Below are 18,205 nucleotides of genomic sequence, written 5' to 3' on the forward strand. Positions count from 1 at the left end.
CCGGAGCGAGGCCAACACCGGGCATCTGATTATATGAAATGTGCCAGATACTTGCCATATCTGATGGAAAAGGGGTATTATGATAAATATAAATAATAAGGAGGCTGATCCCATGAGGCCGATACCGACGATCGGGGATCCGGAGCGCTATATAGACAGTGCGTTTGTGGATTCCGCGTTTATAGAATTGAAAAGCTGTGATCTGTGGGATGTGAAAATGCTGTATCCGATCCTGCATATGGACCATGCGGAAGAGAAGTGTTTCGTCCGTAAGGAGATGTATGAGAAATTGGTGAAGGCGGCGGGGAATCTGCCGGATGGTTACCGGTTCCGCATCTGGGATGCCTGGCGCCCCTTTGCGCTGCAGCATGAATTGTTTGAAAAGTATTCTGTGGACATCATCCGGGATTTTCATTTAGAAGAGCTGCCGGAGGCAAAAAGGAGAGCTGCGATCTGCAAATTTGTCTCGGACCCGGTACCGGATACAAAGGTGCCTCCCGCCCATACCACCGGAGGAGCCATTGATCTGACGCTTCTGGATCCGGAGGGCAGAGAGCTTCCTATGGGATGTGGATTCGATGCTTTTACGGATAAGACCTGTGCAGCGTATTTTGAGGCACCGGAGCATGTACAGGGGGCAGAGGACGAGCAGGTCCGTGAAAATCGCCGTCTGCTTTATTATGCTATGATAGATGCGGGATTTACCAATCTGCCGTCGGAATGGTGGCATTATGACTACGGTGACCGGTTCTGGGCATATTACAGGAAACAGCCGGCCATCTATGAGGGCGTATTTACGAGGGAGGAAATTCATGGATAATCAGAAACAAAAGAAGAAAAAAAGAGTGATGGATACGCTGTCCGCCACTATGGTACTGGTGCTGATCGCACTGTTGCTGGTGTTTGTGGGATATACGTATCTGGCACTGAAGAACGGTTACACGCTGGATGACCTGATCGACAATATCGTGGGAAATCTCATCGGTGTGCTGGCGGCATTTCTGTTATTCGATATACTGAATAACAAGCTGACCCAGGATGCCTACGCCAGAGAGACCTCCCAGCAGATCACCAAGACGCTGATGGGGGAGCCGGAGATCCTGGATTCCTTCAGCGATGAAGATAAAAAGACTTTCCTGAAATCCACCATTACCTCCATGATAAAGGATGAAGATGCGGTGGATATGCTTTCTACCAATATGGAGAAATATTTCGACAGGGCAAGAGGCGCCAGGATCCGGAAAATGTTCGATTACACGATCAATCTGGAGCCGAATCTGACAGAGGAATATGTAAAAGCCGGATTCCCCGGAGCCACAGACGGAAAGTATTACCTGATCGATGAGGAATTGAAGTTCAGCGTAAAGTGTCTGGGAGGAACAGACGAGAACTACACGGGCGATGTGATCAGACTCGGTTTCGCCTATGATAAAAAGAGTCTGGACGGTGGTTTGCTGGAGACCGGACAGGATGCGGATTTCACCAAGAGCATTTTCAATGAGGATCTGGTGGTGGAACCGGAAGCTGTGGACTTCATCAACAGTATTCCCGCGGATAAGATACGGGATGTGATCAATGACCTGTTCATGCCGATTTTGCGAATTGACAACAGCGGAGATAATGAAGACGAAGCGCAGTTTGAAGTAGAACGCAAGAGCAACGGATTTATCCTGAAATTCAAGTTGGATTTTGACCGCAACGAGGCAAGCGGGGAGCATCTGGTCAGCATCTATTTCAAGATGCCCCGGGTATGGAACTCTATTTTCGAGGTGACTCTGGTGGATCCGACCAAGGAGCCCCATATCAAGCTGAAATACAAGAATGGAATGGATGTCACTATGTATTCCTATCTCAATAAGGAAAGCACTGCCAATGTCGGAGCCTGCATTCAGAGAGCCGGACTCTATGATATTGCGATCAAGGACGAGTGGATCTACCCCAAGAGCGGCGTGATCTTTCATATTAAGAAGGCATAGAATAAATATGAAACCAAGATCTTCCCAAAGTATGCAATTATATAAAATGCTCCTATCCCGCGGTTATCCGGAATCGTTCTGTGATCTGGTGACGAAGAATCTGAATACGGATTTTACGGCGAGCCGTATGATCGGTTATCTGTGTCATTATTCTGATCTGCCGCCGGAGGAGATCGCGGACGAAATGCTGGCGATCTTAAGCGACCGCAATCGTATTATGCAGAAGAAAGAACTGGAAAGTAATAATGCGGAATGGAATCGTATTCTGATGCAGGGACTGGACACGGAGGACGAAACCTGAGGAAATAAACGGATTTGTTTTCGGTTGCCATTGTAGCAGATTCCGATTATAATAAAAGATTGTAACAGCAATGACACTGAATTGAGGTTTTCAATGAATATAGTAGTAGACGGATATAATATATGTTATAAAACAACCGGTACCGGCGATAAGACGGTTGTGATCTTACAAGGCTGGGGTACGGATCTGGGAGTGTATGATTCCGTAGCCGGTGTGATTGACGGCAGCAGGTACCGTGTGATCCAGTTCGATTTCCCGGGCTTCGGCGGCAGCGATGAACCGAAGGAACCCTGGGATGTGGACGGATTTGCGGACTTTTTCTGCAGATTTATGGAAGTAATGCAGGTAAAGCAGGCCACCCTCATCGGGCATTCCTACGGCGGACGAGTGATCATCAAGCTGGCAGCCAGAGAGAGCATCCCTTTTGAGATCACGAATATTATCCTGATCGACAGCGCCGGTGTCCTGCCGGTGCGTACTACTGCGCAGAAATGGAAGATCCGCAAATACAAGATCCTGAAGAAATTCCTGAACATGAAGCTGATCTATGCCATGTTCCCGGAGGTGATCGATGACTGGAGGAGCCGACAGGGATCGGCAGACTACCGCAATGCGACACCCATGATGCGTCAGTGTATGGTGAAGGCGGTGAATGAGGATCTGACGGAGCTGCTTCCGAAGATCCGTCAGGAAGTACTGCTGATCTGGGGAGATCAGGATACGGCAACTCCTATCCGGGATGCACATATTATGGAAGAGAAGATACCCAACTGCGGCCTGGCAGTGATCCCGGGAACCGGTCATTTTTCTTTCCTTGAGAAACCGGCACAGTTCCGGGGAATTATGGAGGCATATCTGAAATGATCATACGTGTGCTGATAGCGGTCGTGCTTGCTGTTCCGGCATATTTTTATACCATGAGGTATAATATTCATATGTTCCAGCAGAACGGCTATAAGAATAAAGAACACCTTCACTGGCTGAAGAAGAAGTTCCGGCTGCAATGGATTCTCTATTTTGGCCTGGCACTGGGCATTGTGACCTGTGTGTTCCCATACCTTGCCCTTGAAATCTTCGAGTATCTGGTACTGCTCGTGATCATCGTGGTATATCGTGCCATGAAGCGGATGAACACGAAGAAAAAGCTGGTGTATACCGCCCGGGTCAAGAGATTGCTCACTACGGAGCTGATCCTTACGGCTGCGGTATTCGCTCTGGTGTGTGGATTGGGCGGAATGAAGCGGATCCCGGGACTGTGCATGATCCTGGTATCTGTGAATCTGTTTCTGGATATTGTGGCTAATGTCATCAATCATCCCATGGAGGCGGGGATCAATCAGTATTATATCAATGATGCTGTGAGAAAGCTGAAAAGCGTCCCGGGACTTACCGTCATCGGTGTGACCGGCAGCTACGGCAAGACCAGCGTAAAGTTCTATTTGCAGACATTATTGCAGGAAAAATATAATGTGTTGGTGACTCCGGAGAGCTTTAATACTCCGATGGGAGTGGTGCGGACCATCCGAGGCTCCTTGAAGCCCACCACAGAGATCTTCGTCTGTGAGATGGGTGCCCGCCATGTGGGCGATATCAAGGAGATCTGCGATATGGTGCATCCCGATCACGGTGTGATCACATCTATTGGACCGCAGCATTTAGAGACCTTTTTTAACATGGAGAATATTCAGAAGACGAAGTTCGAGCTGGCGGATGCCCTGCCGGAAGGCGGCATGCTGTTCTTGAACGGTGACAACGATTATATTCAGCAGCAGGCAGCTTCTCCCGCGTATGATCAGACCCCGGAGAAGATCTTCTATTATTCTGAGACGGAAGGGACAGGATACTGTGCCAAAGATGTGAAGGTATCCCAGTTAGGTACGGAGTTCACGGTAGTGACCCCGGACGGCGAGAGCGAGAGATTCCAAATGCGTCTCATCGGTGCCCACAATGTCATCAATGTGGTGGGGGCTATCGCAGTCGCTCATAAAATGGGCATGACGCTGCAGGAACTGCGGATCCCGGTACGCCGGATCGAGCCGGTGCCCCATCGTATGCAGATGCGGGAGCACGGTCTGGTGACGATCATCGATGATGCTTACAATTCCAATCCCGTAGGTTCCAGGGCAGCGGTCGAGACGCTGGCTATGTTTGACGGTATCCGGATCCTGATCACGCCGGGCATGGTAGAGCTGGGTGACAAGGAAGCGGAATACAATCATAAATTCGGTAACTACGCAGCGGATTGCTGCGATTACATCCTGTTAGTGGGCAGACGGCACACCGAGCCCATCAGGGAGGGCGTGTTGGAGAAGGGATTCCCGGAAGAGAAATGCCTGGTATTCGACAAGCTGGAGGAAGCTGTATCTTACGCCTATGCCATCAAAGGGCAGGGACATAAGTATATTTTATTAGAGAATGACCTGACGGATAACTATTAGTCGGTTCAGAGGCGATTTTGCGAAAGTGGTTCGGATCGTTGACAGAGAGAGTAGGAAAATTCAGGAGGGAAAATAAATGAAGACAAGAGTAGCAATGCTGTTTGGCGGCAAGAGTGTAGAACACGAGGTATCCGTGATCTCCGGCATCCAGGCTGTCATGAGCATGGACACAGACAAATACGAAGTGATCCCGGTCTATATGACCAAGCGTAATGAAATGTACATCGGTGAGGAGATCGACAAGATCGAATCCTATAAAAATATCGACGAACTGTTGAAAAAATCCCAGAGAGTCATTATGACCAATGAGGATGGAAAGGTATTCCTGACGCCGTTCCCGGTGAAGCTGTTCGGCGGGAAGAAACCGGTAGAGATCGACGTGGCTTTCCCCGTAGTCCACGGTACCAATGTGGAGGACGGCGCTTTCCAGGGTTACCTGAAGACCATGGGCATCCCCTTCGTGGGCTGTGATGTGACCGCATCTGCCATCGGCATGGACAAATACATCATGAAAGCAGTATTAAAGGAGTGTGATGTTCCGGTACTGGATGCACAGCTGTATACGCTGTCGGATTATGCACAGATAGAAAACCTCCTTGACAAAGTGGAAAAAGGATTGGGATATCCGGTGATCGTAAAACCGGTCAACTTAGGTTCCAGCGTAGGTATCAGCGTGGCTAAAAATCGTGTGGAGCTGACGCACTCCGTCGATGATGCGTTCAAGTATGCGACCAAAGTGTTGGTGGAGCACGCCATCACCAATTTACGTGAGATCAACTGCTCGGTACTGGGAGATGAAAATGACGCTATTGCTTCCGAGTGCGAAGAACCCCTGCACACCAAAGATATCTTAAGTTATGAAGATAAATACGTCAGCAATGCCAAGGGCAGCGGCTCCAAGGGCATGGCCAGCGTATCCCGCAAAATTCCGGCAGAACTGTCTCCGGAGAAGAGGGAGGAAGTCCGGGAGCTGGCAGTCAGATCCTTTAAAGCACTGGGCTGTAACGGTGTGTCCCGTATCGACTTTATGATCGATGAGGACAACGGTAAGCTGTATTTTAACGAGATCAATACCATCCCCGGATCACTGGCATTCTATCTGTGGGAGCCGGTAGGAGTTCCTTACAAAGAGCTTCTGGATCGTATGATCCAGCTGTCTTTGAAGAGAGCCCGCACTGAGGAGAGACTGACCTTTACCTTTGACACCAATATCCTGAATTCCGCAAGCTTTGGCGGTTCTAAGGGTGGTAAATTGTAATAGCCGGTTTATGGATTTTATGATTATTTAATATATTTTTTAGCACTCGGGACTTGCGAGTGCTAAGCAGTAGTGATAATATAATCTCTGTAAGAGGAACAAGCGACTGCAACAGCAGACAATTGTTTGAAAAGAGATGTGAAGTGGTCAGCCGCGCAGGGAACTGTGTGGCTGATTTTTACATGGAGAACGTCTTGGTTGTGTGGCTCACCGGTTGGGCAGAATGGAGGGAATATGACGAAGACAACAAAAAGAGATTATTATGAAGTACTGGGTGTCAGCAAGACAGCGGACGCCGCAGCGATAAAAAAAGCATACCGGAAACTGGCGAAAAAATACCATCCGGATACCAATGCAGGAGACCCTGTGGCAGAGGAGAAGCTGAAGGAAGTCAACGAAGCTTACGATGTGCTGGGGGATGAAAAAAAGAAGAAACTATACGATACTTACGGTTTTGCTGCTTTCCAGGAGGGATTTAACGAGGAGGCAGCCAGACAGTATCAGGAGCAGTTTAAGAACGGAGGAGGTTTCGGCACCGATGGATTCGGCGGCTTTGGCAACGGCACATTCCATTACAGCACAGGAGGAAGCGGTTTCGGTACCGGTGATTTTGGCGGCTTCGGCGGGGATGAGGATATTTTCGACAATCTGTTCGGACAGTATTTCAAGGGACAGAAAGGATCCGGACGGGGCAGCCGGGCGAACTACCGCAGCAAAGGTCAGGATGTGGAATCCGGCATCACCATCAGCTTTGCCGAAGCAATGCATGGCTGCGACAAGACCTTTACCTTAAGAGATCCGGCTACCGGCAAGTCCGAATCCGTGCAGGTGCACATTCCGGCAGGTATCGATACCGGTAAAAGTATCCGCCTGAAAGGTAAGGGTGGTGAAGGTTACTCCGGCGGTGAGAGCGGTGACCTGTATCTGAAGGTGACGGTACAGGAGAAGCCGGGCTGGGAGCGTAGAGGACAGGATCTGTATACCACGGTCAATATCCCCTATACTACCGCAGCCCTGGGCGGCGAGATCCGTGTACCCACGTTGTACGGCGATGTCATGTGCAAAGTGAAGGAAGGTACGCAGTCCGGCAGCAAGATCCGTCTGAAAGGCAAGGGTGTGGTATCCATGAAGGATAAAAATGCCCACGGCGATCAGTATGTCGTGATCCAGATTCAGGTGCCTAAGAATCTGACCCCGGCAGCAAAAGAAAAATTACAGGAATACAAGAAGGTCAGTGGATTTTGATCCACTGGCCTTTTGTGTTTTTGATAAATGATAAAATTTTTCATTAAACGAAAAAAGCTGGAAATAGGAAAAATAGGTGCTTATAATATTCATTCATAAATAGAATAAACAAAAGACTTCACACAGGAGGAAATGAATTATGTTGAAATGTTTAAAAAAGATTGATAAAGCTAAAACCGGTATCTTCGCAGCAGGCGTTCTTTTCGGAACCGCAGGCATCAAGATTCTGTCCAGCAAGGATGCGAAGAAGCTGTACACCAACTGCACCGCAGCTGTTTTGCGTGCAAAAGAGTGCGTAATGAAGACGGCTACCACCATTCAGGAGAACGCAGAGGACATCTACGCAGAAGCTCAGCAGATCAACGAGGAGAGAGCAGCACAGGCAGCTCAGGAGTTCGACGGTGAGGTTGAGGCAGCAGAGACTGCAACAGAAGAATAATCCCTTCATGAAAGCAGGCATAAACTATGAGATTTGTGATCAAGCATGAGATAAAGGGGAGACTCAGGGTTCACATTCTGCAGAGCCGTATGAGCTTTGCACAGGCAGATACACTGCAATACTATCTGGATGGACAGAGTAATATTGTCAGTGCCAAAATTCAGGAGCGCACCCTGGATGTTACGGTAGTCTATACCGGTTCCAGGGAGGAGGCACTGAAGACACTGGAGAATTTTACGTATCAGAGTACGGAAGTGCCGGAGAACTATCTGGCCAATTCCGGCAGAGAGATGAACCGGGAATATAAGGATCAGCTGATCAATAAAGTGGTAATGCATTATGGGATCAGGCTGTTTTTACCCATGGATATCCGTTCCGTGATCACCACAGTGAAGTCTTTCAAATATCTCTGGCACGGCGTGAAGACTCTGGCGAAGGGCAAGATCGAAGTACCGGTACTGGATGCCACTGCTATCGGTGTATCTGTGCTGCGTGGTGATTACAACACCGCAGCCTCTGTGATGTTCCTGTTAGGCATCGGTGAGATTTTGGAGGAGTGGACGCACAAAAAGTCTGTCGGTGATCTGGCGAGGAGCATGTCCTTAAACATTGACAAGGTATGGGTTGTGAGCGACGGACAGGAGATCCTGGTGCCATCCACATCCATTAAGTCGGGTGATCTGGTAAGGATCCACATGGGCAATGTGATTCCTTTCGACGGTACAGTGACGGATGGAGAAGGTATGGTGAATCAGGCATCTCTGACCGGAGAATCCGTTCCGGTGAGAAAAATTCCCGGTGGAACTGTCTATGCCGGAACTGTGGTAGAAGAAGGTGAGCTGACTATCTGTGTGAAAGAAAACGGCGGCTCCAGCAAATATGAGAAGATCATGACCATGATAGAGGAATCCGAGAAGCTGAAATCCTCTCTGGAGGGTAAGGCAGAGCACCTGGCAGATAAGCTGGTACCCTATACTTTCTTAGGCACCGGTCTGGTATGGCTGTTCACACGGAATGTGACCAAGGCATTATCCGTGCTGATGGTGGATTTCTCCTGCGCATTGAAGCTGTCTATGCCGTTAGCGGTATTGTCTGCGATCCGTGAGGCAAGCACCTATGAGATCACGGTGAAGGGCGGCAAATACTTAGAGGCTATGGCAGATGCCACCACCATTGTATTTGACAAGACCGGAACACTGACCAAGGCACAGCCCACGGTGGCAGATGTGATATCCTTTAACGGGCAGTCTGCGGATGAGCTGCTTCGGATTGCTGCCTGCCTGGAGGAGCATTTCCCTCATTCCATGGCAAAGGCAGTGGTACGTGAGGCAGCCCGCAAGGAGCTGGTGCATGAAGAACTGCATACCAAAGTGGAATATATCGTGGCTCACGGTATTTCTTCTACCCTGGATGGCAAGAAGATCATTATCGGAAGTTATCACTTCGTATTCGAGGATGAACAGGCACAGATTCCGGAAGGCAGGCAGGAACTGTTCGACCAGCTGCCTGAGGAATACTCCCGCCTATATATGGCAATTGACGGCAAGCTGGCTGCAGTGATCTGCATAGAGGATCCTCTCAGAGAAGAGGCCCCGGAGGTCATCCGACAGCTGAAGAATCTCGGAATCCACAAGGTAGTCATGATGACAGGAGACAGCGATCGTATCGCCGGGGCAATTGCGGGTACCGTCGGCGTGGATGAGTATTATTCCGAGGTATTGCCGGAGGATAAGGCAAGATTCGTGGAGCAGGAGAAGCAGGCAGGTCATAAGGTCATTATGATCGGTGACGGCATCAACGATTCCCCGGCATTGTCTGCGGCAGATGTTGGTATTGCCATCAGCGAGGGCGCACAGATCGCCAGAGAGATCGCCGATGTCACCATCGGTGCGGACAATCTGTATGAAGTAGCGACCCTGAAGGAATTGAGCAATGCCCTGATGGCGCGGATCCATAAAAATTACCGCATGATCGTGGGCATCAACACCGGACTGATCGTTCTGGGTGTGGCAGGCATGATCCCGCCCACCACTTCCGCTCTGCTGCATAATACATCCACTCTGTGGATCAGCACCAAGAGCATGAAGAATCTTCTGGACAAAGAAGAAGTATAAAGAAAAAAACATAGGCCATTGTAAGGGGAAGGATGAGTTCCCCTTGCGGTGGCCTGCATTTTGCTTTATAGTAAGTCTGAACTAACCACAAAGTGTAATACAATTCGTCGAGAATGTACGGTACTTTTGTAGGAATTATATGTTGCATATTTGTATATGCTTGTATATAATGATATAGTAATTCCTAGTTGGACGCTAGAGATAGGAGGAAGTATATGTCAGAACAATTATTACAGGTGCGTAACTTGTCCGTAAGTGTAGAGGACAAGCCCATCCTTCATGGAATAGATTTAGAGGTTCGTCCCGGAGAGACCCATGTCCTCATGGGACCCAACGGTGCAGGCAAATCCACGTTGGGTTACACCATCATGGGAAGTCCCCGTTATGAGGTGACCGGTGGTGAGATCCTGTTCAAAGGAAAACAATTATTGGAGGAGACCACAGACCAGAGAGCCAAGGATGGTATTTTCCTGTCCTTCCAGAATCCCCTGGAGGTACCCGGAGTATCGCTTCGGAATTTCATTCGTAATGCCGTGGAACAGAGAAGCGGTTCCCGTATCAAGCTGTGGACCTTCAAAAAGGAACTGGAGCAGGCCATGGAAGTATTGCAGATGGATCCTTCCTATGGTGACCGTGATCTGAACGTGGGATTCTCCGGCGGTGAGAAGAAAAAGGCGGAGATCTTACAGTTACTTATGTTAAAACCCTCGTTGGCAATCTTGGATGAGACGGATTCCGGCCTGGACGTGGATGCAGTGCGTACCGTATCCAAGGGCGTGGAAGAGTACCAGAAGGACAAAAAGGGTGCGCTGTTGATCATTACCCACAGCACCAGAATTTTAGAGTCTCTCCATGTGGACAAGACCCATGTACTGGTGAATGGTAAGATCGTGGCATCCGGCGATGCTTCTCTCGTAGACGAGATCAACGAGCATGGTTTTGAACGTTTTCTGGAAGCGTAAAGGAGGTCGACGATCCGAATGAGTGAAAGAGAAAAGACTTATGTGGAGGACGTCAACAGAAGCATTTATGATATTCGCAATGAAGAAAAAGACGTCTACCGCATTCAGAAAGGACTGACGCCCGCCATTGTGGAAGAGATCTCCGCGAAGAAGAACGATCCCGCATGGATGGCGAATTTCCGTCTGCAGTCATTGCAGATCTATAACGAGATGGAAGTCCCCGACTGGGGTCCCTCTATTGAGGGTCTGAACATGGAAGATATCGTAACCTATGTAAAACCCAATACCCATATGAGCGCCAAATGGTCCGAGGTACCGGAGGATATCAAGGATACCTTTGAGAAGCTGGGAATCCCGCAGGCGGAGCGGAAGTCCCTCGCCGGTGTGGGCGCCCAGTACGATTCCGAGCTGGTATATCACAATGTCAGGGAAGAAGTGGCAGCCCAGGGTGTAGTCTATACCGATATGGAGAGTGCCCTGAATGGGGAATATGCGGATATGGTGCGGAAGCATTTTATGAAGCTGGTGCCCCCCAGAGACCACAAATTCGCAGCGCTGCACGGTGCTGTGTGGTCCGGCGGCTCCTTCGTATATGTTCCCCCCGGAGTGTCTGTGACGATCCCTTTGCAGTCTTATTTTCGACTGAACGCACCGGGAGCCGGACAGTTCGAGCATACCCTGATCATTGTGGACGAGGGTGCATACCTGCATTTTATCGAAGGCTGTTCCGCCCCGAAGTACAACGTGGCGAACCTCCATGCCGGCTGTGTGGAGCTGTTCGTGGGGAAAAATGCAAAACTGCGTTACTCCACCATCGAGAACTGGTCCAAGAATATGTACAATCTGAATACCAAGCGGGCGTTGGTGGAAGAAGGCGGTACCATAGAATGGGTATCCGGTTCCTTCGGATCCCACGTATCCTATCTGTACCCCATGAGCGTGCTGAACGGTAAGGGGGCCAGAGCGGAATTCACCGGTATCACCTTTGCGGGAGCCGGACAGAATCTGGATACCGGCACCAAAGTGGTCCACAATGCACCGGAGACCACTTCCTATATCAATACCAAGTCCATCTCCAAGGATGGAGGTATCAGTACTTTCCGAAGTTCCGTAGTGGTGAAGAACAGTGCGGCAAAGAGCAAATCCGCCGTATCCTGTCAGTCCCTGATGCTGGATGACAAGTCTCGTTCCGACACCATCCCGGCCATGGATATCCGTACCCAGGATGCCGATATTGGACACGAGGCGAAGATCGGCCGGATCAGCGATGAAGCAGTGTTCTATCTGATGTCCCGCGGTATCTCAGAAGAGGATGCCAGAGCCATGATCGTCAGCGGATTCGCAGACAATGTATCGAAGGAGCTGCCGTTGGAATACGCGGTGGAGATGAACAATCTGATCCGTCTGGAGATGAAGGGCAGCATCGGTTAATGTGGCAGGAGGAATGGAGATCAGTATGGAAAAAGAATATAATATGACCATTAACAGACTGCCGGCGAAGACCTGGAACTGGCTTCGCATGAACGAGACGCAGTTGGAAAAGATAGAAGTACCTACGGCAGGAGGGGTAAAGGTAAGCCTGCCGGAAAAAATAACAACAGTAGAAAATGAGGGATCCCAGCCCTGGAATGCGGATTTTGCAGGCATCCCATCCGGCATGGGAGAGGACATGGACGGTCTTCTGACAGCAGCGGGAGTGAAGGCACAGCATTATGAGGTGTCTGAGGAAACCACAGAAGCACAGCCGTTGCTGTTGGATTATACCTACGTACAAAATAGTTTACAGGCCGGTGCCGTAGCAGTGAGAGCCCGGAAAAACAGTGAAATCACTGTGATCGAGGACTTTGCTTCCGACAGGGAGACGTCAGGGCAGGCGGCAGTATCCACCAGACTGCATCTGGAAGAGGGAGCGAAGATCCGCCTGATCCAGATTCAGAGACTGGGCAATGGATTTACCTTTATGAATGATATCGGAGCCCTGTGTGAAGAGAAGGCTTCCCTGGAAGTGATCCAGCTGATCCTCGGCGGAAAGAATACTTACCTTGGATGCAAGACTACCTTACAGGGCAGAGAGAGCAGCCTGAATGCCGACACCGCTTATATCGTGGGCGGTGACGGAAGACTGGATATGAACTATGTAGCTGTGCATGAAGGCAAAAAGACCCAGAGCAATATGCAGGCCGGCGGCGTTCTGCGGGATCATGCTTTCAAGCTGTATCGTGGCACCATTGATTTCAAATGGGGGGCTAAAGGCGCAGTAGGCAATGAAAAAGAGGATGTACTGTTATTATCCAACGATGTGGTGAACCAGACCATTCCCCTGATCCTCTGCGCGGAGGAAGATGTGGAAGGTAATCACGGCGCCACCATTGGCAAACTGGATGATGAGCTGCTGCTCTACCTGGAGAGCCGCGGCATGAACAGAGAGCAGATCTATGAGATGATGGCTATGGCCAAGGTGGATGCGGTCTGCCGCAAGATTCCTGATGCAGCTACACGGGCTAAGGTACAGGAGTTCCTTGGCAGAGCCGGGGAAGAAGAGGAAGCGGAAGAGTAAGATAACAGGAGGAAGTATGACGACTTCAATCAGCGAGATCCGTAAGGATTTTCCTCTGCTTATGAGTAACGATGTGATTTATCTGGACACGGCGGCGACTTCCCAGAAGCCGTCCTGTGTTCTGGAGGCAGAGAGAACATTTTATGAAAAATACAATGCCAATCCCCTGCGCGGATTATACGAGCTGGGAGAGGCGGCAACCGAAAAATACGAAGAAGCCAGAGAGACGGTCCGGGAGTTTTTAAATGCCAGAGAGGCGGCGGAGATCGTTTTCGTCCGCAATGCCACGGAAGGCTTGAATCTGGTGGCCTACAGTCTGAGTTCCCTGGTGCTGAAGCCTGGGGATGAAATCCTGGTGAGCATCATGGAGCACCACAGCAATCTCCTGCCCTGGCAGCAGGCAGCAGCCAGAACAGGAGCTGTGGTAAAATATCTGGAGTGTACCGAGGATGGAAAATATACCGAAGAAGCATTCCGCGCGGCACTGAGCGACCGAACGAAGATCGTTGCCATGACCCAGGTATCCAATGTGCTGGGCTGCAAAAATGATATCAAGCATTTTGCACAGATCGCCCATGAGTCCGGTGCTTATTTTGTAGCGGACGGAGCCCAGAGCGTTCCCCATATGGCAGTGGATGTACAGGATCTGGATGTGGATTTTTTGGCATTTTCCGGACACAAGATGTATGCTCCCATGGGAATTGGTGCGTTATATGCGAAGAGAGAACTGTTGGAGCAGATGCCTCCTTTCCTGTGCGGCGGGGAAATGATCGATTCCGTCAGCCGTACCGGAGCCGTGTGGGCGGAAGTGCCACATAAGTTCGAAGCAGGAACGGTAAACGGTGCCGGAGCCTATGCACTGGCAGAGGCAATCCGGTATGTGCAGAAGATCGGTTTTGACTTTATCGAAGAGAGAGAAGCGAAGCTGACAGCCATGCTGATGGATGGCATGAAAGAGATTCCCGCAGTACACATTCTGGGCTCACAGAAAGCAGAAGACCATCACGGCATTGTGACCTTCAAACTGGACGGTGTGCATCCCCATGATGTGGCTTCTATTTTGGATGCGGATCATATCGCGGTCCGGGCGGGACATCATTGTGCCCAACCGTTATTGCAACATTTGAAAGTATTGTCCACCACCAGAGTAAGCCTGGGTGTCTACAATACGGAAGAAGAGATTCAGGCATTTTTAGAAAGCCTTGCAAAGATAAGGAGACAGATGGGCTATGGAGAATAAGACATTTTATAATGAAATCCTGACGGAGCACAATCTGCATCCGTATCACAAGCACAAGCTGGAGGATGCGAATCTGGTGTTGGAGGGCGTTAATCCCAGCTGTGGTGATGACATTTTTCTGGAGCTGAAAGTGGAGGATGGTGTGGTAGTTGACGGTGCCTTCGAAGGCGACGGCTGTGCCATTTCCCAGGCTTCCGCGGACATGATGCTGGAGCTGGTCATTGGCAGAAGCAAGGAGGAAGCGTTGCATCTGGCAGACCTGTTCCTCAAGATGATCAAGGGAAGTATTACCGAGGAAGAGCGGGACGAACTGGAGGAAGCCTCCGTATTGCAGGATATCGCCCACATGCCTGCCAGGGTAAAATGCGCGGTGCTTGGCTGGCATACTATGCAGGAATTATTGAAAACAGAAGAAAAATAGCTGATAAAAAGATAAAGATACATCTTGCACGCCCTTTTTGGATACGCTACAATGAAAAAAGAAGTGTAAGAAAAGCGGGGGGGCTGTGCATGTTCCACATAGAGCTTATCATTGAATTCCTGGAAAATGTGATGAACAATATTGTCCAGGTGGCAATACTGTTCTTTGAATTTGTCGGAGTGATCGTTATTATTCTCTCCGGTCTGAAAGGGTTTTATAATTATGTGCGTCGGGTGCCGGATATGAAGATCACCCTGGCGCAGGGGCTTGCTGTAGGGCTGGAATTCAAGTTGTGCAGTGAGATCCTTAAGACCGTTATTGTCAGAGACTGGAAGGAGATCGTTACTGTAGCCGGTATCATCGGACTTCGTGCGGCACTGACTTTCCTGATCCATTGGGAGATCAAGGAAGAGAAGAATCATTCCTAAAAATCGGCAGCTGATGAAAATCGGCTGCTTTTTTTTAGAATGATTTCCGGTTACCCAACAAAAGTCAATAAGTTTATCCAGATAAAGAGATTAAATTTGTAATGGTATATAGGTTAAATTTGCACCTTGGAAAAAAGCTGTCAGAGGACTAACATATAACGATAAAGTATGTATTTACAAAAAAGTGTAAAGAAATGCTAAAAAATCCGTTGCATTTGACACTTCGACGTACTAAAGTTATCGATAGCATGAACGTAAATGTAATCGATTACGCATGCTTAAAAGGAAAGCAGAATGAAATTACAAAAGACACTTACTCCCGGGGAAGCGCTGGAACGCGTCCTGCGATCTTATCAGACCTACTACAATATCAAAACAGAGGCTGTAGAACCGCCATTCGCAGCCGAAGCGATCTTCGGATCCCATAATGAGCAGTACTTTCTGATCAAGAAAGCTAAGGTGGCAGATATTGACACCAACGAGACTGTGTATTTTGCCACAGAGGAATCTTTATCAAAGGATCGCCTTCTGGAACTGGACTCCATCGCCTGGGAACGGGGAACTGCCAACGTGCAGCCCTCATCCAATCATCGGAACAGCGATGTTGCCCTGATCATTCTGACCGGTCATGCAGAGGAGGATGCGCTTACACAGGTGAAAAAGTGCAAGCATTATCAGAGTTACCTCTGGGGATTTCATGGCTGGAGTAATTATCGTTTGATTGTCGCCGAGTTATCTTCGGGTCGGATCGTCCACAACCGCCACGGACAGATTCTGAAGAAGCTCGTGAAAAAGGCAATACAGTAAATACAAGGGACATGTGAGGAAGCAGTAATTTACAAAGTAAATTAACGGATTCCGAACAGTTTTAGAATTGTGAGAGCGGATTTTAGCGGAGCAATTCGTGTATTTGCGAAAAATTAAATCTGTGTATAAGAAAAGGAGAAACACAAATGACAGCATTATTAATTGTTTTGGCCGCTATCGTATTATTGTTTATCGGCTATGTGTTCTATGGCTCCTGGCTGGCAAAACAGTGGGGCATTGATCCTACTAAGAAGACTCCTGCTATTGAGAAGGAGGATGGTGTAGACTATGTTGCAGCAAAGCCCGCCGTACTTATGGGACATCATTTTTCCTCTATCGCCGGAGCAGGCCCGATCAACGGACCGATCCAGGCTTCCATCTTCGGATGGGTTCCCGTATTCCTGTGGTGTATTATCGGTGGTATTTTCTTCGGCGGTCTGCAGGACTTCGGATCTTTATTCGCATCTATCAGACATGACGGTAAATCTGTAGGTGAGATCATCGAGGATTCCATGGGATCCAGAGCAAAGAAACTTTTCATCATCTTCGCGCTTCTGGTATTGATTCTGGTAATCGCTTCCTTCGTTAACATCGTGGCAGGTACTTTCCTGACTGTGGCAGACGAAGCCGGCAAGACCGCTTTCGGTTTTGTGACCAATCCTACCGGTAACCAGTCTACCGCTATGATCTCTTTGTTATTTATCGTTCTGGCTGTTATTTATGGTTATGTGACCAACAGAATGGGTGTCAAGACTCTGCCCGCTACCATCGGTGGCATCATCGGTATCGTACTGATCACTGTTCTTGGCCTGAACGTTGGTTTTGCAATGAACCGTATCGCATGGATCGTATTCGTAGGTGTGTATATCGCTGTAGCTTCCCTGGTTCCCGTATGGATCCTGTTACAGCCCCGTGACTATCTGTCCAGCTTCCTGCTGTACGCTATGATCGGTCTGGCATTCATCGGTGTGGTTGCAGGTGCTTTCACCGGTACTGTTGCATTTGATATTCCCGCTTTCACCAGCTGGGAGCCCAAGGCAGGACAGACCCTGTTCCCTATGCTGTTCATCACTGTAGCATGTGGTGCATGTTCCGGTTTCCACAGCCTGATCGCTACCGGTACTTCTTCCAAGCAGTTAGCTAACGAGAAGGATGCCAAGGCAATCGGTTACGGCTCCATGCTGATCGAGTCTGCTCTGGGTATCATCGCTCTGGTAGCAGTCGGTGCAGTATATCAGAAGTACTTAAACGGTGAGTTCGGATCTCCCGCAGCTGCATTCGCTGCAGGTATCGCATCCATGTTCGGTACCGAGACTTCCAAGGCATATGGCACCATTTACGCACTATTAACTCTGTCTGTATCCGTATTCGCGCTGACCAGTCTGGATACCGGTACCCGTCTGAGCCGTTTCATGTTCTCCGAGCTGTTCCTGAAGGAAGGCGAGGCTACCTACAAGGATGCCAAGGGCGCACGTAAAGTGCTGGCTCATCCTCTGTTCGGTACTGTTTCTATGGTACTGATCGGTTGTATCCTGGGTGGTCTGTCTCTGAGCCAGATCTGGGGTCTGTTCGGTGCAGCCAACCAGTTGCTGGCAGGTATCGCACTGATGGCAGTAGCTGCATGGCTGGGTGAAGTTGGTAAGAACAACAAGATGTTCTACTTCCCTATGGTATTCATGCTTGCTGCAACCCTGACCAGCCTGGCGATCACTGTAATCAACAAGTGTAAGGCTATTGGCGCCGGCACCGCTGCATGGGGTGACTGGTTCCAGCTGTTCTTCGCAACTGCAATGGCAGTGCTGGCAATCTTCCTGGTAGTGGAAGGTGCACGGACCTTCGCTAAACAGATGAAAGAGAAGAAGGCTAAGAAGGCTGCTTAATATAAGCGCAAGATACAAAAGATAAATAAAGTTTAGCAAAGAGAAATCCCGGAGACTGTGAAAGGCCTTCGGGATTTTTATTGTGTATGCGGGGACCGCAGAAGCGGTGTCCGGAATAATAATGGATGCGGCAATCGCA

Annotated in this window: 17 protein-coding genes; all 17 read left to right on the top strand. The window is 49.3% G+C overall.

Features of this window, described 5'->3' with window-relative positions; genetic code table 11:
* The first annotated feature begins 112 nt into the window (after positions 1 to 112).
* The 17 genes from DW835_RS01260 (at position 113) to DW835_RS01345 (ending at position 18,066) form a co-directional block, all read left to right on the top strand.
* The gene (locus tag DW835_RS01260; protein ID WP_182430191.1) at positions 113 to 820 is read left to right on the top strand and encodes a M15 family metallopeptidase; all 708 of its coding nucleotides are present in this window, start codon (positions 113 to 115) and stop codon (positions 818 to 820) included.
* On the top strand, positions 813 to 1,976 hold the full coding sequence (locus DW835_RS01265) for a hypothetical protein (RefSeq protein WP_118730529.1): 1,164 nt from the start codon (positions 813 to 815) through the stop codon (positions 1,974 to 1,976). Before DW835_RS01260 ends, DW835_RS01265 begins: the two co-directional genes overlap by 8 nt.
* 7 nt (positions 1,977 to 1,983) lie before the next feature.
* Complete coding sequence (locus DW835_RS01270; protein ID WP_182430193.1) at positions 1,984 to 2,277, top strand: hypothetical protein; 294 nt, start codon at positions 1,984 to 1,986, stop codon at positions 2,275 to 2,277.
* A 93-nt stretch (positions 2,278 to 2,370) separates the two neighbouring features.
* Positions 2,371 to 3,141 (top strand): alpha/beta hydrolase, encoded by a 771-nt coding sequence (locus tag DW835_RS01275; RefSeq protein WP_118730530.1) that lies wholly within the window; start codon positions 2,371 to 2,373, stop codon positions 3,139 to 3,141.
* Positions 3,138 to 4,715 carry a UDP-N-acetylmuramoyl-tripeptide--D-alanyl-D-alanine ligase gene (gene murF, locus DW835_RS01280; protein ID WP_118730531.1) on the top strand — a complete coding sequence of 526 codons (1,578 nt, stop codon included), beginning with the start codon at positions 3,138 to 3,140 and terminating at the stop codon, positions 4,713 to 4,715. Before DW835_RS01275 ends, murF begins: the two co-directional genes overlap by 4 nt.
* A gap of 76 nt (positions 4,716 to 4,791) precedes the next feature.
* Entirely contained in the window at positions 4,792 to 5,973 is a 1,182-nt protein-coding gene (locus tag DW835_RS01285) for a D-alanine--D-alanine ligase family protein (RefSeq protein ID WP_118730532.1), read from the top strand.
* A gap of 234 nt (positions 5,974 to 6,207) precedes the next feature.
* A complete protein-coding gene (locus DW835_RS01290) occupies positions 6,208 to 7,218 on the top strand; it encodes a J domain-containing protein (RefSeq protein ID WP_118730533.1) in 1,011 nt (336 codons plus the stop codon).
* 139 nt (positions 7,219 to 7,357) lie between these two features.
* The gene (locus tag DW835_RS01295; RefSeq protein WP_118730534.1) at positions 7,358 to 7,657 is read left to right on the top strand and encodes a DUF6110 family protein; all 300 of its coding nucleotides are present in this window, start codon (positions 7,358 to 7,360) and stop codon (positions 7,655 to 7,657) included.
* Between the two features lie 26 nt (positions 7,658 to 7,683).
* Positions 7,684 to 9,771, top strand: a complete 2,088-nt coding sequence (locus tag DW835_RS18165; protein ID WP_207665405.1) for a heavy metal translocating P-type ATPase — start codon at positions 7,684 to 7,686, stop codon at positions 9,769 to 9,771.
* A 215-nt stretch (positions 9,772 to 9,986) separates the two neighbouring features.
* Positions 9,987 to 10,733, top strand: coding sequence for a Fe-S cluster assembly ATPase SufC (sufC, locus tag DW835_RS01310; protein WP_118730535.1), 747 nt, complete (start codon positions 9,987 to 9,989; stop codon positions 10,731 to 10,733).
* A gap of 18 nt (positions 10,734 to 10,751) precedes the next feature.
* Positions 10,752 to 12,164: a Fe-S cluster assembly protein SufB gene (gene sufB, locus DW835_RS01315; protein ID WP_118537424.1), complete on the top strand. Its 1,413-nt coding sequence runs from the start codon at positions 10,752 to 10,754 to the stop codon at positions 12,162 to 12,164.
* A gap of 25 nt (positions 12,165 to 12,189) precedes the next feature.
* Positions 12,190 to 13,290: a SufD family Fe-S cluster assembly protein gene (locus DW835_RS01320; RefSeq protein WP_118730610.1), complete on the top strand. Its 1,101-nt coding sequence runs from the start codon at positions 12,190 to 12,192 to the stop codon at positions 13,288 to 13,290.
* 16 nt (positions 13,291 to 13,306) lie between these two features.
* The gene (locus DW835_RS01325) at positions 13,307 to 14,530 is read left to right on the top strand and encodes a SufS family cysteine desulfurase (protein WP_118730536.1); all 1,224 of its coding nucleotides are present in this window, start codon (positions 13,307 to 13,309) and stop codon (positions 14,528 to 14,530) included.
* Complete coding sequence (gene sufU, locus DW835_RS01330; protein ID WP_022311782.1) at positions 14,520 to 14,951, top strand: Fe-S cluster assembly sulfur transfer protein SufU; 432 nt, start codon at positions 14,520 to 14,522, stop codon at positions 14,949 to 14,951. Before DW835_RS01325 ends, sufU begins: the two co-directional genes overlap by 11 nt.
* Positions 14,952 to 15,040: 89 nt before the next feature.
* Positions 15,041 to 15,379, top strand: coding sequence for a DUF1622 domain-containing protein (locus DW835_RS01335; RefSeq protein WP_022152741.1), 339 nt, complete (start codon positions 15,041 to 15,043; stop codon positions 15,377 to 15,379).
* 294 nt (positions 15,380 to 15,673) lie between these two features.
* Positions 15,674 to 16,186: a hypothetical protein gene (locus DW835_RS01340; protein WP_118730537.1), complete on the top strand. Its 513-nt coding sequence runs from the start codon at positions 15,674 to 15,676 to the stop codon at positions 16,184 to 16,186.
* 146 nt (positions 16,187 to 16,332) lie between these two features.
* Complete coding sequence (locus DW835_RS01345; protein ID WP_118730538.1) at positions 16,333 to 18,066, top strand: carbon starvation CstA family protein; 1,734 nt, start codon at positions 16,333 to 16,335, stop codon at positions 18,064 to 18,066.
* Positions 18,067 to 18,205 lie beyond the last annotated feature (139 nt).

Source organism: Clostridium sp. AM34-9AC (assembly GCF_003480225.1).
Classification (GTDB): Bacteria; Bacillota; Clostridia; order Lachnospirales; family Lachnospiraceae; genus Acetatifactor; species Acetatifactor acetigignens.